The sequence below is a fragment of the Bradyrhizobium sp. USDA 4369 genome (genome assembly GCF_054056435.1).
Genome location: NZ_JBSRYH010000001.1, coordinates 3,767,837 through 3,787,850 on the forward strand (window position 1 = coordinate 3,767,837; position 20,014 = coordinate 3,787,850).

At 63.1% G+C, this 20,014-nt stretch carries 17 protein-coding genes and 1 tRNA gene; 8 read left to right on the plus strand and 10 right to left on the minus strand.

The features are described from left to right. Nucleotides 1-136: 136 nt before the first annotated feature. Nucleotides 137-619 carry a YbaK/EbsC family protein gene (locus ACVIJ6_RS17025; RefSeq protein WP_456777009.1) on the minus strand — a complete coding sequence of 161 codons (483 nt, stop codon included), beginning with the start codon at nt 617-619 and terminating at the stop codon, nt 137-139. A 966-nt stretch (nt 620-1,585) separates the two neighbouring features. Between ACVIJ6_RS17025 and ACVIJ6_RS17030 the strand changes: the two genes are divergently transcribed. The 7 genes from ACVIJ6_RS17030 to ACVIJ6_RS17060 all read left to right on the plus strand — a co-directional run bounded on the left by ACVIJ6_RS17030 (nt 1,586) and on the right by ACVIJ6_RS17060 (nt 9,331). Next, complete coding sequence (locus tag ACVIJ6_RS17030; RefSeq protein WP_456773608.1) at nt 1,586-2,329, plus strand: response regulator transcription factor; 744 nt, start codon at nt 1,586-1,588, stop codon at nt 2,327-2,329. A 41-nt stretch (nt 2,330-2,370) separates the two neighbouring features. Beyond that, a complete protein-coding gene (locus ACVIJ6_RS17035) occupies nt 2,371-3,021 on the plus strand; it encodes a response regulator transcription factor (protein WP_456773609.1) in 651 nt (216 codons plus the stop codon). A 646-nt stretch (nt 3,022-3,667) separates the two neighbouring features. Then, on the plus strand, nt 3,668-4,726 hold the full coding sequence (locus tag ACVIJ6_RS17040; RefSeq protein WP_456773610.1) for a toxic anion resistance protein: 1,059 nt from the start codon (nt 3,668-3,670) through the stop codon (nt 4,724-4,726). An 11-nt stretch (nt 4,727-4,737) separates the two neighbouring features. Continuing rightward, nucleotides 4,738-6,300, plus strand: coding sequence for a substrate-binding domain-containing protein (locus tag ACVIJ6_RS17045; RefSeq protein ID WP_456773611.1), 1,563 nt, complete (start codon nt 4,738-4,740; stop codon nt 6,298-6,300). Next, on the plus strand, nt 6,301-6,960 hold the full coding sequence (locus tag ACVIJ6_RS17050; protein WP_456773612.1) for a 5-bromo-4-chloroindolyl phosphate hydrolysis family protein: 660 nt from the start codon (nt 6,301-6,303) through the stop codon (nt 6,958-6,960). Between the two features lie 9 nt (nt 6,961-6,969). Further along, entirely contained in the window at nt 6,970-8,079 is a 1,110-nt protein-coding gene (locus tag ACVIJ6_RS17055; protein ID WP_456773613.1) for a hypothetical protein, read from the plus strand. A gap of 574 nt (nt 8,080-8,653) precedes the next feature. Beyond that, complete coding sequence (locus ACVIJ6_RS17060; RefSeq protein WP_012046633.1) at nt 8,654-9,331, plus strand: ParA family protein; 678 nt, start codon at nt 8,654-8,656, stop codon at nt 9,329-9,331. 133 nt (nt 9,332-9,464) lie between these two features. Here the strand turns inward: ACVIJ6_RS17060 and ACVIJ6_RS17065 are convergent, their stop codons facing one another. The 4 genes from ACVIJ6_RS17065 to trxB form a co-directional block, all read right to left on the minus strand. Then, a complete protein-coding gene (locus ACVIJ6_RS17065) occupies nt 9,465-9,635 on the minus strand; it encodes a hypothetical protein (RefSeq protein WP_168167853.1) in 171 nt (56 codons plus the stop codon). A gap of 178 nt (nt 9,636-9,813) precedes the next feature. Then, complete coding sequence (gene dapA / locus ACVIJ6_RS17070; RefSeq protein WP_456773614.1) at nt 9,814-10,734, minus strand: 4-hydroxy-tetrahydrodipicolinate synthase; 921 nt, start codon at nt 10,732-10,734, stop codon at nt 9,814-9,816. A 473-nt stretch (nt 10,735-11,207) separates the two neighbouring features. After that, complete coding sequence (locus ACVIJ6_RS17075) at nt 11,208-12,131, minus strand: LysR family transcriptional regulator (RefSeq protein WP_012046630.1); 924 nt, start codon at nt 12,129-12,131, stop codon at nt 11,208-11,210. 7 nt (nt 12,132-12,138) lie between these two features. After that, a complete protein-coding gene (gene trxB, locus ACVIJ6_RS17080) occupies nt 12,139-13,104 on the minus strand; it encodes a thioredoxin-disulfide reductase (protein WP_456773615.1) in 966 nt (321 codons plus the stop codon). A gap of 285 nt (nt 13,105-13,389) precedes the next feature. Here trxB and ACVIJ6_RS17085 point away from each other — a divergent pair, with 285 nt between their 5' ends. Continuing rightward, nucleotides 13,390-13,869, plus strand: coding sequence for an Lrp/AsnC family transcriptional regulator (locus ACVIJ6_RS17085; protein ID WP_456773616.1), 480 nt, complete (start codon nt 13,390-13,392; stop codon nt 13,867-13,869). Nucleotides 13,870-14,034: 165 nt separating this feature from the next. Here the strand turns inward: ACVIJ6_RS17085 and ACVIJ6_RS17090 are convergent, their stop codons facing one another. From ACVIJ6_RS17090 to ACVIJ6_RS17110, 5 genes are all read right to left on the minus strand, one after another. After that, nucleotides 14,035-14,439 carry a DoxX family protein gene (locus ACVIJ6_RS17090; protein ID WP_012046627.1) on the minus strand — a complete coding sequence of 135 codons (405 nt, stop codon included), beginning with the start codon at nt 14,437-14,439 and terminating at the stop codon, nt 14,035-14,037. A 253-nt stretch (nt 14,440-14,692) separates the two neighbouring features. Further along, the gene (gene greA / locus ACVIJ6_RS17095; protein WP_012046626.1) at nt 14,693-15,169 is read right to left on the minus strand and encodes a transcription elongation factor GreA; all 477 of its coding nucleotides are present in this window, start codon (nt 15,167-15,169) and stop codon (nt 14,693-14,695) included. A 211-nt stretch (nt 15,170-15,380) separates the two neighbouring features. After that, nucleotides 15,381-18,845, minus strand: a complete 3,465-nt coding sequence (carB, locus tag ACVIJ6_RS17100; protein ID WP_456773617.1) for a carbamoyl-phosphate synthase large subunit — start codon at nt 18,843-18,845, stop codon at nt 15,381-15,383. A 221-nt stretch (nt 18,846-19,066) separates the two neighbouring features. Continuing rightward, nucleotides 19,067-19,143: transfer RNA gene (locus ACVIJ6_RS17105), tRNA-OTHER, on the minus strand. Nucleotides 19,144-19,255: 112 nt separating this feature from the next. Beyond that, nucleotides 19,256-19,960 (minus strand): class I SAM-dependent methyltransferase, encoded by a 705-nt coding sequence (locus ACVIJ6_RS17110; protein WP_456773618.1) that lies wholly within the window; start codon nt 19,958-19,960, stop codon nt 19,256-19,258. Nucleotides 19,961-20,014: the final 54 nt, after the last annotated feature.

The following is a 20,014-nucleotide window of genomic DNA, read 5'->3' on the forward strand; positions in this document are numbered from 1 at the left end:
GGATACCGCGCCCCGCGGTAGCGCCAACTCTCAGCGTCGAACTGGCTGACTCAGTGTCAGCGGCTATCTTGCTATCCCAGCAGATATTGCCCCGCCGCCGCGTCAAACAGGCCGCGAATATCGATCCTCGAAGCGTTCAGCACTTCTCACGCAACCCCTGCTCATTCTGGATGATGGCCTCAACGTCTCTCGAAATCTCATGTTCCGCGACGTCCAACTTCTCAAAATAATCAGCCGCCGAAATCTCCAACGAGACATCGAGTCGCCCGGCGTTGAACACCATCCTGGGGCTTTCCCTCAGCCTGCTGTCGGCGATGAGACGCACCTGACTATTGAAACAAAAGGGCGGGACTGAACCCGAGACACACCCGATCAACTCGAGCAGTTTCTTCGAATCGACGAACTCGACCTTTCGCACGTCGAGCAGCCTGGCGACCGATGGCATATCCAGCAATCGATCGCCCGGTATCACCGTGAGCGCGTACTTCCGCGCCGACTTCTTGCCATTGCGTGCCCGCAACACCAGCGACTTGGCCGCCGCGCTCAAGGGGGGGCCGCGCAACCTGCTCGCCAGTTCCGTATTCCCTTGCGACGCATGCTCGATGACCGAGTCGCCAATCCACCTCGTCGAGCAGGATCGTAATCTGAGCCAGCATCCATCCCCTCAACACTTCCATGACCGAACCCTAGTGTCGCTTTCGATCACGAACGACATGCAAGCAGGCTTTCGGCAACGCCACCGAGATCCGGCACCCAACGATTGCGCATGGCGTTGCAGAGCTTCGCAATTCAACGAGTCAGAGCTCACTCGCTCAAGCAGACACACGCACTCGCCCCCGCAAGGAACCCACACCACTCGGTCACCGCAGGGCACTTGCCCATCATTGACCTGTTTCTGCTCCTATAACAGACCGACACTTATTTAACCTAATCATTCATAGCACACGATCGAGGGCAACCTTGTGTAAGGCAAGCAGCCAACCAATTTCGCACGCTATTCGCAATTGTTATTTGTGAGATTCTTCATCACAACTCTCTTGCCAAAAGACATCGCTCCCTCAACGAACAAGAAAGACACAAATATTCGCCCCTATGGCTGGCCTACGTGCTGTTGACCTTGCTCGCGTTCTGGCGAGCCCATCGCCCACATGCGTCTCGGGAAGCAGGACGTCGCGATCGGGCGAACAGAAGGACGTAGCAGGCGTGCGCCCGGCAAGAGGACGATCGTTACGAACACCCGTCCAAACCTGGAATAAGATTGCCCTCGAACATCATCCATCCCCTGACCACAATGCAGAACCTGCATTGCGGTCAGATGCCGATTCTTCAGCCAATTCCAATCTGTCAATATAGAATTTTCACCGGTTGCCGACGGATATGCGCGGCCCCATAAGTAGCATCCTTCAGCCAAACACATGCATCACCGTGTGGTCTGCACCAGATGCACAAAGATATGCAGCAACCGCTAAACGGCTCGCAAGCAGAGGCAATCCGCTCTCTGGCCAACTAACTCCCCCCCAACAAGGCGATCAGCAACACGGCGCTCTCCCGACCAACGAGACTCGCCACACTCTGGAATGAACCGATGCCAGCCGTAATGGTCCTCTCCAGCAACACCTCCACATCGTCTCTCATACAAGACCAGTTGAATTCACTCCATTGCAGCACGATTCATCACTGCTGCTACGACATCGGGTGGACGATCAAGCCGCCCGCCCTGACCGACATCGACGCACTGATCATTCAGCTGGATCACCGAACAGCCGAGGGTATCGCCCTGATCGAGCACTGGAGAGGCGCATCGATCGACCATCCCGTTCTTGCGGCAGGCACATCATGCACCAAGCAACAGATCGTTGATGCGATCGATCATGGCGCTGACGACTACATATCGCTGCCATGCGGATTAATGGAGCTGGCGACGCGGTTGAGCGCAATGCTCCGCCGGTGCAGATCAACCCGAAAACTCATTCGCACGATCGACCGCGTGAGCCTGGACGAAGATCAAATGCAGGTTATCGTCAGCGGAATTCATATTCACGTCACTCCGTTCGAATATCGTCTCCTCCTCGCACTCATGCAGCGACCAAATTCGATTCTGTCGATCAAAGAGCTTCGCAGGGAAATATATGGAGAAGACTCACGAGTCCCCCCGGGGGCAGCCGAAATGCTTGTCGCGCGACTCAGACGAAAAGTCGGGCACGACTTCATCAAGACGCAAAGAGGTGCCGGCTACTACGTAATCGATCACCCCACGTCGAATTCAGCGAATTCTCGCCAGTCGGGACCCTCTTGCCCTGCCGAGCCTCACGCAGCATGCCATCCCTGACCTGACGATCAAACAACTCCCCTCCAATACCAGCACCAAAGATGCGCATTCTCATTGCGGACTGCGATCCAGCGACCACCCGGCTGCTCGCGCCAGCGCTACACTCTGCGGGGTTTGTCGCCGAAAACGCCTCCACGCCAGACGATGCATGGTTCTTGGGCGACACCGAAGAGTATTCTGCCACGATACTCGGTGTCCGGTCGGGTGGAGCGTACCGCGAGCTGTTGCAGCGCTGGCGACGATCTCATCGATATTTGCCCATATTGGCTCTTGGTCGAAACACCAACTTGGACACTTGGATTGACGTCATTGATCGAGGCGCAGATGCTTTTCTGCCGCTGCCCTTTGTCCGGGACGAACTACTTTCACGGCTGGAAGCCATTGTGCGGCGGTCCTATGGGCATCTGTCATCACGGCTCACAGCCAATGAAGTGCAACTCGACCGGAGAAAAATGGTCGTGACAGTCTCCGGGCGGGTGGTCAACCTCACAGCAAGAGAGTTTTCCGTCCTCTCTCAACTGATGTATAAGCGAGGAGCAATCGTATCCAGCCACGAACTCGCGGAAAGCACATTCCACGATTCGTCACGCACGACGAATGCGGTAGAGGCCACGATTAGCCGCCTGCGTCGAAAGATCGGCCATCACATCATCGAAACACGAAGAAGCGCCGGCTATTTGATAAAGCGGTGATGGCTCTCTGCTGATCCTGCCATATCGAGCAGATTGAACAGCATCGATGCAAGGAACGGCTGGGCACCTACGCAGAATTGATCGAGCGGCGGTCGGGCTTGCGGGTCCCTTCGGCTCGCTTTGAGGCGATTGATCCCGGCCATGGCAGAAGAGATCACCACGTCACCGTGCACCGTCGACGTCAGTCATCCCGACCGCGATAGTTCAAAGCGGTCCCGGATGCCAAACATCGTCCGCGGCAATCATGTCTGTTGGGCGCGTCAAAGGACTTGACCCCGACGGGCGATCGGATTGCGCTCGACACAATGTTCGCCAGCGTCTGCTCAACCTCCGCTGTCGTTCCGGCCTGGCGCGCAATTGCTTACGCGGCCGGGACGGCAGCGAGGCGGGCCGCGCGCGCACTCGTCCGCAGCCCCTTGACTTCGCGGTGAACCGAATGGCCGTCTGACCGACGAATCCATCGGTCGCGCGGCGAGGCCGGAGTTCTTCGCCCGCTCCGATCTGCGGCTAATGGTCGCCAGCGCCATGTTCCTGAACATGCGTCGCATTCGGTTTTTCGTCCGCTGTCATCGAACCATTGAAAAGCGTCCGTACAGTCGCCGCCCTTCTGCTCGGTCGCTCTTGGCCCATCCCCTGAGGTATCCTGATGTCCGACACCGTCAACCTGCCGGCGGTTCAAGCCGACCGGTCCGTGGTCGCCCGTATCCGCTCCGAGATCGACATTTCCGATCGGTCGCGCCTCGTGACGTTCGGTGACCGCGCGCAGCGCTCCGTCGTCGAGTTCGCCGACCGCATCCTGGCCCAGACCCAGAACCGGGAGATGGGGACGACCGGAAAATTGCTGTCCGACATCCTCGGCAAGGCCCGCGAGCTCGACCCGGCGGCGCTCAAGGATGCCGGGCTGCTTACGCGGATGTTCTCGTCGATGGAGGCGCGGGTGCGGCGCTTCGGCGACGCCTTTGACGATGTTGCCTCGCAGATCGACCGCATCTGCATCGAACTCGACCGCAACAAGGAGACGTTGCGGCGCGACATCGCGCTGCTCGACGACCTGCACGAGCAGACCAAGACCGCGCTCGCCGAACTCGACGCGCATATCGCGGCCGGCAAGGCCTTTGTCGATGATTATCGCCGCGGGCCGCTGCTCGAACTGGAGCGCGCCGCGAAGGCCTCCGCGGAGGGCAGCGACGCGCTGATGGCGGCGCAGACCTACCAGGACGCGGTGCAGGCGCTCGACCGGCTGGAGAAGCGCATCTTCTATCTGCAGCAGGCCCGCCAGATCGGCATCCAGCAGCTGCCGCAGATCCGCATCGTGCAGTCCGGCGACGAGACGCTGATCGAGAATCTCCAGGCCACCACCGAGCTCACGATCCCCGTCTGGAAGCAGAAGATGATCCTGCTGCTCGGCCTGCAGCGGCAGAAAGCGGCGCTCGAACTGCAGAAGACGGTCACCGACGCGACCAACGAGATGATGCGCCAGGCGTCCGAGATGATGAAGACCCAGGCGATCGCGATCGAGCAGCAGTCGCAGCGCGGCATCGTCGACATCGAGACCCTGGACAAGACCAACCGCGATCTGATCGATACCATTGCCGGCGTGCTGACCACCCAGCAGGAGGGCCGCAAGAAGCGCGAGGAGGTCGAGCAGCGCATGGCGCAGCAGACGGCGGAGTTGAAGGCGGTGCTGTCGAAGGCGCCGGTGTGAGTGTGGCAGCCATGTGGCGGATGCTCGCGATCGTTCTGAGCGCGATCTGGCTCGCAGGCTGCGGCCAGAGCGGGCCGCAATTCTCGATTCTGTCGGGGTCCGAGAATGACGTGCTGGAGCCGCTGGTCCAGGAGTTCTGCAGGTCGCGCGGCGCGACCTGCGACATGAGCTATCAGGGCTCGCTCGACATCGCGCTGTCGCTCAAGCCCGGCGGCGAGGCGAAGGCCGATGCGGTGTGGCCGGCGGCCTCGATCTGGATCGACATGTTCGACACCGGACGCCGGGTGAAGTCGGTCAAGTCGATCACCCAGATGCCGGTGATCCTCGGCGTGCGCCGCTCCAAGGCGCAGGAGCTCGGCTGGATCGGTGCCAAGGTGACCACGAAGGACATTCTGGCGGCCGTCGAGGCCGGGCGGCTGAAATTCCTGATGACCTCGGCGACGCAGTACAATTCCGGCGCCTCGGCCTATCTCGCCATGCTGGCCTCGGCGATCGGCAAGCCCGACCTGATCGAGGCCGGCGATCTCGAACGCGAGGGCGTCGTTACCACGGTGCGCGCGCTGTTGCGCGGCGTCGAACGGTCCTCCGGGTCGAGCGGCTGGCTGGCTGACCTCTATCGCGAGGGCGAGCGCAACGGCGCGCGTTATCAGGCGATGTGGAACTACGAGGCGGTCATCAAGGAAACCAACGACAAGCTCAAGGCCGACGGCTTCGAGCCGCTCTACGCTGTCTATCCCGAGGATGGCGTGTCGGTGGCGGATTCGCCGTTAGGCTTCGTCGAGCGCGGCCGCGGCAAGGAGGTCCAGGCCTTCTTCGACGCGCTGCAGGCCTTCCTGCTGACGCCGGAAACCCAGGCCCGCATCGCCAAGACCGGACGGCGGGTGGAGCTGGCCCGCGCGGCCCAGCTCGCCGGCGATGCCACGACCAATATCGATCCGTCGCGGGCGGTCACGGTGGTGCGGCCGCCCGAGCCGAAGGTGATCCAGATCGCGCTGGCTGCCTATCAGGACGCGCTGCGGCGGCCGTCGCTGACGGCGCTGTGCCTCGATCTCTCCGGCAGCATGCAGGGCCACGGCGAGACGCAGCTGCTGGAGGCGATGCGTTTTCTGCTGACGCCGGCCCGGACGCGTGAGATGCTGGTGCAATGGTCGAAGCAGGACGAAATTCTGGTGCTGCCCTTCAACGATCATGTCCTGTGGGTTTCCAGCGCCAGTGGCGACGAGCAGGAGCAGGAGGGGCTGTTGAAGCAGACTCTCGAGCTTCGCGCCGGCGGCGGAACGGATTTCTATACATGCGGTGCGCGGGCATTGTCAGCGATGAAGCCGATCTTGGACAAGGGCTCTCATCTTGCGGCCATCGTGATCATGACCGACGGGAAGAGCTATGGCGAGCGCGCGACCTTCGAGCTGCCCTGGCGCGCCGACGGCGGCCGCGTGCCGGTGTTCGGCGTGACGTTCGGCGACGAGGCCGACCGCAAGCAGCTGGATGCCCTGGCCAAGCTGACCGGCGGCCGCGTCTTCGACGGCACCAAGAATCTCACCGAAGCCTTCCGCGCGGTGCGTGGATATAATTAGATGCCGAGTGCGTCGTCAGAGACCGGGTGGATCGTCGGCGGCCTCATCGCCGCCGCGGCGATCCCTGCGCTCGCTATCGGCGCCGGTATGCCGTTCTGGCTCGCATGCGTGATCGGTCTCGGCGCCGGCGGCGGCGCCATCGCGGTGCTGGCGCCGCGCTCCGCCTTTCCGCTGCTCGATGCCAGCGGCGCCGCGCGCGGCAAGGTGCAGCTCGCGCGCGAGCTCCTGGGCGAGGCGGCGCCCTGCGCCGAGCGGTTGGAGCAAGCCGCGGGGCGCATCCGTGAGCGCAAGGTCGCCGACGGTGTCCGCCACCTCGCGGTGATCGCGCGGCGCATCTTTGCGGCAATCGAGAAGGACCCGCTGCGGCTCGATCGCGTCAGGCGCTTTCTGACCTACTATCTCCCGCGCGCCGCCGAGATCGCCGAAGCCTATGCCGAGCTGGAGCATGCGCCCGTCGCCGACACGGGGCGGCTGACCTCGACCCGCGAACTGATCGACCGGCTCGATGCGGCGTTTACCCGCTACGCGGTGAGCCTGCAGGATGCCGACCTCGACAAGCTCGACATCGAGCTCAAACTTCTCAAGAGCGCCCTCGACGAGGATCTCGGCCCGGCTGCGCCGCAGGCCGTCTCGCTCGAGCGGGGGCGGGACAAGGTCTAGGAGGGGCTGATGCCCATGTCGCGCCGCGCTCTCGGGATCGGCCTGCTGGCGACGTCGGCAGCGGCCACCGGCGGCTATCTGTATCTGAGCCAGCATCCGGAGATTGCCGGCAAGTTCGGCCAGCCCAAGCAGCTGTTCGGCTTTGCCGGCGGCGAGAAGGAGGGCTTCCTCGCCAACGCGCGCGTGCGCAATCTCTTGGAGCGGCGGTTCGGCATGGTGCTCGATGCGCGCCGGGCCGGCTCGGTCGAGATGGTGCGCGAGCGGACGCTGCTCGATCAGAAGCCGCAATTCCTGTGGCCGTCCTCATCCGTGCTCGTCGAGGTCGCCCGCGGCGCCGGCGTGAAGATCTCGCGCGACCAGGTGATCTTCAATTCGCCGATCGTGCTCTATTCCTGGGATCGCATCGCCGACGGGCTCGTGAAGGCCGGTATCGCCGAGCCCGCGGGCGGACCGCGCTATACGGCCGATCTCTCGAAGCTTCTCAAGGCGATCATCGCCGGCGAGAGCTGGGCGCAGATCGGAGTTGCCGATTTGTTCGGCCGCGCGCGGATCGTCTCCACGGATCCCAACAGGTCCAACTCCGGCTTCATGTTCGCTGGCCTTGCAGCGAACCTCTTGAGCGGCGACGTGATCGCGCTCGACGCGCTGCCCAGGATCGATGGCGACGTCGCCACCATATTCAAACGGATGGGCTTCAAGCCGCCATCCTCCGGCAAGTTGTTCGACGATTACATCGCCGGCGGCGGCGGCGCCCAGCCGTTGATCGTCGGCTACGAGAATCAGCTGGTCGAATGGGTGCTTCAGGATCCGGAGCGCTGGACGCGCGTCGAGGCGAATGCGCCGGCCAAGCCCGTGATCATCTATCCGAAGCCGACGGTGTTCTCGGCGCATCCGCTGATCAGCCTCGACCGGGGCGCCGACGATCTCATCGAGGCGCTCACCAGCGAGGCATTGCTCGAACTGGCCTGGGAGGATCACGGTTTTCGCGGGCCCCTCGGTACCATCGGCAAGGCGCGCAATCCGTTGCTGCAATCGCGCCTGCTCGACCGCATCGATGCGGTGCTGCCGATGCCCGACGCGCCCGTCATGATGGCGCTGCTGGATCATCTGGCCGCGTGAACTTGTGCCGCTTGCGAATCCGTCGAGATTGCAACTAGTGTTGGCGAACCGAGGAGGCACGATGAGGGGGCGTCCTGGGAGCGGCGCTGCCGGTCCTGACGACGGTTCCAGTTTCCGTGTATGCGTATACCGCCGAACAGGAGCAGGCTTGCACGGGCGACGCCTTCCGGCTTTGTAGTTCCGAGATTCCCGACGTCGATCGCGTCACCGCCTGCATGGTCCGGCGCAAGTCTGAACTGTCGCCGCCCTGTCGCGCCGAGTCCGGGGCGCCGCAGTCCAGGCCGCGTCGGCAGCGCGCGCCGACAAGCCCATGAGCATCCGACCGGCTGTTGTTGACGAGGAAGCCGGTCAATGCGCACCCAGGCGTGCAGCCTCAGCATGCAAATGCGGTCGGTGAGGATCAGATGTTGCCGAAGACACGGTACGACCTGCTGTGTTTTCTGCTGATGGTGTGACTCAAAAACCAATCCGTTTCGGCAATCAGGAGTTACGCCTTAACAATCGCTAAATTTATCTTCCGCGAATCAGTCCGCTGATTCATTTTCGCTGCCGGGGTCAATCTGGAGGCCAAGGTATGAACGTTATTGTTTTCGCATCGCGTAAGGGCGGTTCAGGCAAGAGCACCCTGGCCGCCCATCTCGCTGCGCAGATCAAGGCGAGCAAGTCTTGTCTGCTCATCGATGCTGACCCTCAGGGGTCGCTGACGCTCTGGCACAAGCTGCGCGGCACCAATGAGCCGCCGATCAAGACGGCAGTGAACTCGGTGAGCGCGATCGTCGCCGCGGCCCGCCGCGATGGCGTCGAATGGGTGCTGATCGATACGCCTCCGACCGTATCGGCCGTCGTCGAAGATGCGATCAAGAACGCGACCATGGTGATCATCCCGGCCCGTCCCGGTGTGTTCGACGTCAATGCGGTTCAGGAAACCATTCAGACCTGCCGCTCGGCGCGCAAGCCCTATGCTGTCGTTCTCAACGGAGCGCCGGCACGCCGTGACGACGCCGAGAGCCCGATCGTCACCATCGCCCGCGAGGCCTTGGCGAAGTTCAAGGCGCCGGTGTGGGGTGGGCAGATCACCAACCGTGCCGATCTGCTGATGGCGCTGGGGCAGGGTGAAGGCGTACGCGAATACTACGCCGAAGGGCGGGCTGCTGCCGAGATCGCTCGTCTCTGGGCGGCCATCGAGCGTTCGGTGAAGGCGATTCGCGGCACCGTGTCGGCCAATGGCGCCATGCACAAGCAGGCGGCCTGATCGCGGCCTGCCATCACGCGTCGACGCGCGGACTTCCGCGCGTTTTTCGTGTCGGATGACTTTCGTCCCTTTCGGGGGAATCCGCAGTCTCGCGAGGGCCGACGATGTGCCGCTCAGCGCCGCAAAATGACGCTCAGGCGATCATCAGCAGATAGAAGGCGATCGCTGGCGTCAGGGTCAGGATGACGGACCAGATCCCGACGGCCCAAAGAATGTCTTCGGTGCTGAACCCCTGCTGCTCAGGGTATGGATGATCCTGCAAAGCCACGACGCCCCCGCGTTCTCTGACGTTTTCAACATCCATAGCCGAACATCTTTAAACATCAGGTTGCCGGCGGCGCGGCATTTGATCGTGGCCGTTAGTTCGGATTAACCACGCAAGTCGTCGCCGCTCGTTGTCGTCGACTCCGCCGTGGCGCGCGGCCATGGCCGCGCATCCGCGCCGCGTTCGCGGCAGAGCCGACGAACGCGGCGGAGACGCGTCAGGCGCCGCGGCTTTGCGCCATCGCCGTGCGGTGCCGGATCTCCTGGTCCAGCCGGGCGGCGAGCTCGGTGCTCACCTCCACCATCGGCAGCCGCACTTCGGCGCTGGCGATCACACCCGTCCGCGCCAGCCAGTACTTGGCAGGCGCAGGGCTCGGCTCTGTGAACAGCAGGCGTGTGAGATCCTCGACCTGTGCCCAGCCCGCCGCCGCGTCATCATGTCGACCGTCCTTCACGTGCCGCAGGATCGCGGCAAATGTCTCTGTCTCCAGATGGGCCGAGAGCAGGATGGCGCCGTCCGCGCCGGCCTGCACGGCATCGAAGCTCTGAGCGTCCTCCCCGGTCAGGATCCGGAACTGCGCTGGCCGGCGCGCGATCAGGTCGCGCGTTTGCGCGCGGTTGGCGCAGCAATCCTTCAGGCCCGCGATCATCGGATGTTCGGCGAGCCGGAGCATTGTGTCATTGTCGATCCCGACCGCCGACCGATAGGGAATGTTGTAGAGGATGATCGGGTGCGCAGCATGATCAGCCAGCGCCGTGAAATGCGCCAGCAGTCCGCGCTGCGACGGGCGCACATAAGGCGGGCTCGAGATCAGATAGAAATCGATCGGCCATGAGGTGGTGCGATCGAGCGCCTCGATCAGATCGGATGTCGCCACCCCGCCAATCCCGAGGCAGAGCGGCAGCGGCCGGCCAGCCGCGGCGACCTCGTCATGGACCACGCTGACCACACGCATGCGCTCGTCCCAAGACAGTGTCAGTCCTTCGCCCGAGGTCGCGCCGAGCACCACGCCGTCGATGGGCTTGGCGGCGTAGTGGCGGATCAGGCCACGCAGCGATGCTTCATCGAGCGCGCCGTTGCGAAACGGCGTGATCAGTGGCAGCCAAAGTCCCTGCAATTGCGTTCGCGTCGTGGTCATGGTCCATCTCCCTGGGTCTGAGTGCCGGAGACGGGACATGAAAAAACCCCGTCTGAGCGGCGGGGCTTGGTGATGCGGCGGTGAAGTTTCGAACGATTCTAGCGCGCGCGTCCACATGTCCCCGGAAGGGGAGCTTTTTTCGACGACAACGTTGCGCTCGAAAATGTGGACATGCCACCTACATGCGCGGAGCCGCCGATGCTGTCAATGCGGCATTGGCGGACACGCAGAAACAAGTAGCAAAACAGCTGAGCAGAAAACGAGCTGAGCAAAAAAATAGCCGGGCCCAATGAGCCCGGCTGGAGGTATTGGCCAACGCGGCCGACACAATCACCTTCCAAGAGGGATTCTGAGCGTTCGCGCCACTGGAGGAGGGGGACAATGCGCAACGCCAACGCTCAGCACAATTGCAGTATGGGCTTCGACACGGCGTTGCAGCAACCATGTAGGTCGCATGTCAGACATGCACAATTTCAGGCCGGCCAGCGCTGCGCTTTGCTTACGACGAAGTCACGGAACACTTGCACGCGCGCCACCGTTTTCAATTCCTCGGGATAGACGAAGTAGGTGTCGAGCTGGATTGAATCGGACTCGCCGAACAGCTGCACCAGCCGGCTGTTTTCTTCGACCAGATAGTCGGGCAGCGCGGCGATGCCGAGACCCTGTTGGCAGGCGCGCACCAGTCCGAGGATATTGTTGACCCTGAAATAGGCTTCGCGAGGACCGGAGCCGTTACGCCCGGCATCGACAAGCCAGCTGCGGTTCTGCAGATGCGGGGCGACCTGGCCGTCCGCAAGCATGATGATGCGGTGGTCGTCGAGTTCGTCGAGTGTCCGCGGCGTGCCGAACCGCTTCACATATTCCGGGGAGCAGTAAGCGTGGAAGCTGATCGCGAACAGCTTGCGCTGAATCAGGTCGGGCTGCGTCGGCTTGCGGGTGCGAATCGCAACGTCGGCCTCGCGCATCGAGAGATCGAGCTCTTCGTCGGTGACGATCAGCGAGATCCGGATCTCCGGATAGAGTGAGGTGAATTCGCCGAGCCGTGGGATCAGCCAGTTGATGCCGACGCCCGGCGTGGTGGTGATCTTGAGATCGCCGCTCGGCCGCTCTCGGCTGTCGGTGAGCTTGGCCCGCGCCGCCTGCAACTGCATGAAGACGTCATGCGCGGTCCGGAACAAGAGGTCGCCTTGTTCGGTGAGGATCAGCCCGCGGGCGTGACGATGAAACAGCGAGACCGCCAGTTCCTGCTCGAGCGCGCTGACCTGGCGTGACACTGCCGATTGCGACAGTCCGAGCTGCTCCCCGGCATGCGTGAAGCTGCCAGCTTCCGCCGCTGCGTGAAACACCTTCAGCTTGTCCCAATCCATATCCGTAAATCCATCCCGTGATCGTGGCATCTTCAGTTCATTCAGCAGCGGCGCGTTCGCTCGCTGCGTGGGCGAGGAAGCGTTCGGCCTCGAGCGCGGCCATGCATCCCATGCCGGCAGCGGTGATCGCCTGCCGATAGGTTTCGTCGGCGACGTCGCCGGCCGCGAACACCCCGGGGACGGAGGTCGCAGTCGTGCCTGGCACGACCTCGACATAGCCGGACGGCTTCAGCTTGAGTTGGCCGGCGACGAGCTCCGTCGCCGGTGCATGGCCGATGGCGACGAAGACGCCGTCGGCCGGCAGTTCGGAGACGGCGCCGGTCTTGACGTTTTTGAGCCGGACATGCGTGACCTTGGACGGATTGCTGGCGCCGCAGATTTCGTCCAGCGCGCTGTCCCAGACGACCCTGATCTTGGGATGCTTGAACAGGCGCTCCTGCAGGATCCGCTCGGCGCGGAAATGATCGCGCCGGTGCACGACCGTGACGGTCGAGGCAAAATTGGTCAGGAACAGCGCTTCTTCGACCGCCGTATTGCCGCCGCCGACGACGATGACTTCCTTGCCGCGATAGAAGAAGCCGTCGCAGGTGGCGCAGGCCGAGACGCCGAATCCCTTGAACGTCTCCTCGGAGGGGAGCCCCAGCCAGCGCGCCTGGGCGCCGGTGGCCAGGATGACCGTTTCGGCGAGATAGATGTCGCCGGAATCGCAGGTCAGGCGGAACGGGCGCTGCGCCAGCTCCAGCTTGGTCACGAGGTCGATCTTGATCTGCGCCCCGACATGGGTCGCCTGCTTTTCCATCTGCTCCATCAGCCAGGGGCCCTGGATGACGTCGGCAAAGCCCGGATAGTTCTCGACGTCGGTCGTGATGGTTAGCTGACCGCCCGGCTGGATGCCCTGGATGAGCACCGGCTCAAGCATCGCCCGTGCCGCGTAAATCGCCGCCGTGTAGCCGGCAGGGCCGGACCCGATGATGACGACTTTGGCATGGATCGGAGCTTGCATGGGGACGATGACTCGCTGGAAAAGGGGGAGATTGACGACGCAGCGAGCGGAATGCGCAAAGAACGCCCCCGAAGCCCCATTCGAAAATGTCAAATCCAAGTCTAAGCCATCTGGCAAGCTATGCAAGAATTGCAACGCATCTCGGCGAATTTTCCCTTCACGAGCCGGTCAACAGGGGAAATCTAGAGTAATAAAATTGCGCAAATTGACCGGCTTGCGCTAAGAGAGTTGCCACCCACCCGCGGATCACGTCTCCCGCTTGTTCCCGCCAGCCCCCCGCGCCCCGTGTCCAAGAATCTTGACGAAATCGACCTCAAAATCCTGAGCGAGATCCAGGCCGATGGCAGGATCACCAATGTGGAACTGGCCAAGCGCGTCGGCATTTCGCCGCCGCCCTGTCTGCGGCGTGTGAGGACCCTGGAGGAAGAGGGCTATATCACCGGTTATCGAGGTCTGCTCGATCCGCGCAAGCTTGGCTTCGACGTCACCGTCTTCGCCTCGGTGCATCTGTCGAGTCAGGCTGATCCCGACCTGAAGGCCTTCGAGGAGTTCGTTCGCGCCGAGCCCCTGGTGCGGGAATGCTGGATGCTGTCCGGCGAGGTCGATTTCATCCTGAAATGCGTGGCACCTGACATGGCGACCTTTCAGGAGTTCGTAACGCACCTGACCGCGGCGCCCCACGTGCGCAACGTCCGGACCTCGCTGGTGCTGCACAATTCTAAATATGCTGCCGCGGTGCCGCTCGAGGTGAAGGTGCGCAGCTAGCGCGCGATCCGCAAATGTGGCAGCCGGTTTTCCGAAAAGATCATGCTCAAACAAAGAGATAAGGTCATGATGCGGTTCCGTGAAAACGCATCATGACCTGGACCGGTCTGTCATTCCGGGGACGGCTGTTGCGACGCCCCGGATTGAAATCGACGGAGCGGCAGCTCAGCTCTTCTTGCGCAGCAGCGCATCCAGGCTGATCGGGCCGCCGCCCGCGGTCGCAAGGTAGAGGCAGGAGAAGCAGAACGCGATCGCCGCGGTGCCGTTGTTCAGGAGCGGCAGCCAGACAGGCTCTCCGGTCTTGAACATGTGGCCCATGAAATAGGCGAAGGCCATCTCGCCCGAGAGGATGAACGCGACGGGCCTGGTGAACAGGCCGACGATGAGCAGCGCGCCAAGCACGAGTTCGAGCATGCCTGCCGTGTAGATCAGAGGCGGGATGTTGGCGAAGTACGGGATGACCGGAAACTTGAAGATCTTGGCCACGCCGTATTGAAACAACAGCAGGCCGGTGATGAAGCGAAACAGGCTGAGCACAGCCGGCTGCCATTTCGAGAGCATCTGCTCCATGTGTGATTGTCCCCCAACCAGAAAAATCATGATGTGGCGGCCGGACCGATCGTTGCGGCGGCCGTCTGCCATGAATTAGCCCATGAGCGGTACTGCGTCACGCGGGTGTGTCGCCACCTGCGATGAATTGAACGTGTACTGTCGAACTGGCGGTCTCGGTCGTTGCCAGGGCTGAAACGACCCAGGGCTGAAACGACAAAGGGCCGCGCGATCCGCACGGCCCTGGGTTTCGTGACCGCGATGCGGCCGCGCCTCAGCGCCATTCGACTTTGGCGATTTCGTAGGACTTGGCCCCGCCGGGCGCCATGACCTCGACCGTGGTGCCCATCTTCTTGCCGATGAGGGCGCGGGCGAGCGGGGAGGTGATGGAGATCTTGCCCTTCTTGGCGTCTGCTTCGACCTCGCCGACGATCTGCCAGACCGTCTTCTTCTCGGTGTCCTCGTCGATCAGGGTCACGGTCGCGCCGAACTTGATCGTTTCGCCGGAGAGCTTCGTGACGTCGATCACGTCCGCGCGCGCGAGCTTGTCCTCGAGCTCCGCGATGCGGCCCTCATTGTGAGACTGCTCTTCCTTGGCGGCGTGATATTCCGCGTTCTCCGACAGGTCGCCATGCGAGCGCGCCTCGGCGATGTGCTCGATGATGCGCGGGCGGTCCACCGATTGGCGCTGCTTCAGCTCGTTCTCAAGCGCGGCGTAGCCGCCCGAGGTCATGGGAACCTTTTCGACCATTTCTTCTCGTCCTTCAGTCGTGCGGGCAAGGGGCGCGCACGATCAGCATCTTCAGAATAGGCCTTTGCGGCCCAATGCAAAGCCCGAAACCCCGATCATACCGGACCATGAAAGGCCGGACCAACATCGAACGGGGCGGCGAGTTCCTGCCGTGAGGCTTTATTGCCGATTATTGCCAATCGCTTAGCCGGCGGTTGCCCGCGCGACGCGATTAGTTTTCGGAAAAGTAACTCTGCAAGGTGCGGACCTCAAGGTCTCCCCCGAGATAGGCGCGGATGCCTTGCGCGGCCGCCACAGCACCCGAAAGAGTGGTGTAATACGGCACTTTATGCAAGAGGGCAGCGCGCCGCAGCGAGCGGCTGTCCGCGAGCGCCTGCGGGCCTTCCGTAGTGTTGAAGACCAGCTGGATATCGCCATTGGTGATGGCGTCCACGATATGCGGACGGCCTTCCAGCACCTTGTTGATCTTCTCGGTCGGGACACCCTGATCGACGAGGTAGCGCTGGGTGCCGGAGGTCGCGACGACCTTGAAGCCGAGCTCGTGCAGCATCCGCACCACCTCGGTGATTCGGGCCTTGTCGCTCTCGCGCACGGAGACGAACACCGTGCCTTTGCGCGGGACCCGCGTGCCGCCGCCAAGCTGACTTTTAGCGAAGGCCACCTCGAAGGAGCGGTCAATGCCCATGACCTCGCCGGTCGAACGCATCTCCGGGCCGAGCACGGTGTCGACGCCGGGGAAGCGGGCGAACGGAAACACCGATTCCTTGACGCCGACATGCTTGAGCGCGCGCTTGGTCAGGCCGAAATCGGCGAGCTTCTCGCCGGCCATGATTCGGGCCGCGATCTTGGCCACGGGCGTACCGACCACCTTGGCGACGAAGGGCACCGTGCGTGACGCGCGCGGGTTCACTTCGAGCACGTAGATGGTGCCGTCCTTGATGGCATATTGCACGTTCATCAGCCCGACCACGTCGAGCCCGAGTGCGAGCTCGCGCGTCTGGCGCTCCAGCTCGGCGATCGTGGCCGCGTCGAGCGAATGCGGCGGCAGCGAGCAGGCGGAGTCGCCGGAATGGATGCCGGCCTCCTCGATGTGCTCCATGATGCCGACCACGAAGGTGTCCCTGCCGTCGGAGAGGCAGTCGACATCCACTTCGGTGGCATCGGAAAGGTAGCGGTCGAACAGCAGCGGGTTCTTGCCGAGCACCGTGTTGATCTGGCCGGTCTTGTCGTTCGGATAGCGCGCCTTGACATCGGCCGGCACCAGCTCGGGCAGGGTGCCGAGCAGGTAATCGCTGAGCTGGTTGTCCTCGCGGATGATCTGCATCGCGCGGCCGCCGAGCACATAGGACGGACGCACCACCAGCGGCAGGCCGAGATCGGCGGCGACGAGGCGGGCCTGCTCGACCGAATAGGCGATGCCGTTCTTCGGCTGTTTCAGATGCAGCTTGTCGAGGACGCGCTTGAAACGGTCGCGGTCCTCGGCGAGGTCGATCGCCTCGGGCGAGGTGCCTAGGATCGGCACCTCGGCCGCTTCCAGCGCGCGCGCCAGCTTGAGCGGCGTCTGGCCGCCGAACTGCACGATGACCCCGTGCAAGGTCCCGTTCTTGCGCTCGGTCGCGATGATTTCCAGCACGTCCTCGGCCGTCAACGGCTCGAAATACAGACGATCCGCCGTGTCATAGTCGGTCGACACGGTCTCCGGATTGCAGTTGACCATGATGGTCTCATAGCCGGCGTCGGCCAGCGCGAAACAGGCATGGCAGCAGCAATAATCGAACTCGATGCCCTGGCCGATGCGGTTCGGTCCGCCGCCGAGAATGACGACCTTCTTCTTGTCGGACGGAGCGCTTTCGTCGGCGAGGTTGCCTGCGAACAGCGTCTCGTAGCTCGAATACATGTAGGCCGTGGGCGAAGCGAATTCCGCCGCGCAGGTGTCGATGCGCTTGAACGCCGGACGCACGCCGAGCGCGTGCCGCTTGGCTGCGACCTCGGCTTCTGTCGTGTTGGCCAGCACGGCAAGGCGCGCGTCGGAGAAGCCCATCGCCTTCAGGGTGCGCATCCCGTTCGCGTTCGGCGGCAGGCCGTGCCGTCGTACTTTGTCTTCCATTTCGACGATGCCGCGCATCTGCGCCAGGAACCAGGGATCGATCTTGCAGGAGTTGAAGATTTCCTCGTCCGACCAGCCGAGGCGCATGGCCTGGGCCACCTGCAGGATCCGGTTCGGCGTCGGCGTGCCCAGGGCGGCGCGGATCGCGTTCTTGTCGTCGCCGCGGCCGAGCCCGTCGATCTCGATCTCGTCGAGGCCGGTCAGGCCCGTCTCCAGACCTCGGAGCGCCTTCTGCAGGCTCTCCTGGAATGTCCGTCCGATCGCCATGACCTCGCCGACCGACTTCATCGAGGTGGTCAGCGTGGTCGAGGCGCCCGGGAATTTCTCGAAGGCAAAGCGCGGGATCTTGGTGACGACATAGTCGATGGTCGGCTCGAACGACGCCGGCGTCGCGCCGCCGGTGATATCGTTGGCGATCTCGTCGAGCGTGTAGCCGACGGCGAGCTTGGCTGCGACCTTGGCGATCGGGAAGCCGGTCGCCTTGGAAGCCAGTGCCGAGGAGCGCGACACCCGCGGATTCATCTCGATCACGACCATGCGGCCGTCCGCCGGGTTGACGCCGAACTGCACGTTGGAGCCGCCGGTCTCGACGCCGATCTCGCGCAGCACCGCCAGCGAGGCGTCGCGCATGATCTGATATTCCTTGTCGGTCAAGGTCAGCGCCGGTGCAACCGTGATGCTGTCGCCGGTGTGCACACCCATCGGATCGAGGTTCTCGATCGAGCAGATGATGATGCAGTTGTCCTTCTTATCGCGGACCACCTCCATCTCGTACTCCTTCCACCCGAGCACCGATTCTTCGATCAGCACTTCGTTGGTGGGGGAGGCGTCGAGGCCACGCTCGATGATGTCGAGGAATTCTTCCTTGTTGTAGGCGATGCCGCCGCCGGTGCCGCCCATGGTGAAGGACGGACGGATGATCGCGGGCAGGCCGATCTCGGACAGCGCCATCATGGCTTCGCCGAGCGCGTATTCCTGATAACGCTTGCGGCGCTCGTTCTCGCCCAAGCTCCATTGCCGGTCGAGCTCGTCGCGCGCGGGCCCCGACAGCTTCTCGCGCTCGGCGAGATATTTGTCGCGAAACTGCTTCTTGAGCGCGGAGGCGTTGGCGAGCCGCGACTTCGGTGTCTGCAGCCCGATCTTCTCCATCGCGTTGCGGAACAGCTGGCGGTCTTCCGCCTTGTCGATCGCGTCAGCCGTGGCGCCGATCATCTCGACGTCGAACTTTTCCAGCGTGCCCTGCCGGCGCAGCGACAGCGCGCAGTTCAGCGCGGTCTGTCCGCCCATCGTGGGCAGCAGCGCGAAGCCGCCGGGGATGACGTGCCGCTCCTTCTCGATGATCCTGGCGACGATCTCGGGCGTGATCGGCTCGATATAGGTCGCATCGGCCAGTTCCGGATCGGTCATGATCGTGGCCGGATTGGAGTTGACGAGGACGACGCGATAGCCCTCCTCCTTCAGCGCCTTCACCGCCTGCGTGCCCGAATAGTCGAACTCGCAGGCCTGGCCGATGACGATCGGGCCGGCGCCAATGATCAGGATTGTGGAGATGTCGGTGCGTTTCGGCATTCAAGCTCACGGGCAAGAAACGGGCAGGAATTGGGCACAAAAAAAGGGCGCGCGTATCGCGCGTCCCCGTAAGGCCAAGGCGCGACCTGTGCTCGCGCGCGAGCGGTCTTTAGACCAGTTTCCGCTGACCGAAAAGGGTTTTGGGTCGAAATCAACGGCCAATTTGGCGGGGCGGGCCAAAACGGGCTCTGGGCAGAGGGCAGGACGACGGCTGCGAGATCTGGAGGCCCGGCCTGGACTTGAACCAGGTTCAAGAGCGTTGCACCGCTCTTCGCGTCGTAGCTTCCGCCACCGGGCCGAGCGCGATCTTACCTCTCACGGGCCCGTGAGCCAGCCCGTGTTACAGTTAACCCTAACTGCATTGCTGAATTTGGCGGCGTCCCCGGCCGATCGCCTCCGACGCCTCCATGTCAGGCCTTGCCAGGGGCTGGTCTGGCCTCGAACGTCATGCGCCAGGGATTGTAACCGATATTCTTGGGCGCCCGGACGGCGCTGAGGCCCGCGTTATTCAGCCGGGCGAGGATGTCGGCCTCGCTGTAGCGTTGCAGGCCGACCTTGGTGCGGAGCTGCCGATAATCGGACAGCGCTGTTGCGACCAGCCCGACCAGGGCATCCTTCAGGAAACCATTGCGCGCGGCGAACATCAGCAGCGCCAGCACGTCGCGGAGCATGCCGACGTCCGGGCGCAGGACGTCGCCCAGCACGAATTTGCCCGAGGGCTTCAGCAGGCGCCGGATCACGGCCAGGGCGGCGTCGAACTCGGCCTCGCTCATATATTGCGCCACCGAGTTCATGACGACGAGGTCGACCGAGCCTTCCTGCATGTTGCGCAACTCGTCGAGCGAGCGCACGCGGATCTTGGTGTTCGGGGCAAAGCGCGCGATCAGCCGGCCCCGCACGCCCGGCGCCGGCTCTGCCAGGATCAGCGTCGTGCAGGATTCGGCGACCTTTGCGGCCGACAGCGCCTCGCCGCAGGAATAGTCGAGGACCACGGCGTCGGGCGAGGGGATGTAGCCGACGATATCGCGTGCAATCACCTGGAAATGCAGGTCGCGGTGCAGCTTGCTCGCATAGATCGTGTGCGTGGAATCGTAATAATCGATCCAATCGTCCATGGCGGGGTTCCGGCAAACACAGTTCCTTGAACGGAACTGCAGGGGTCAGCGAGC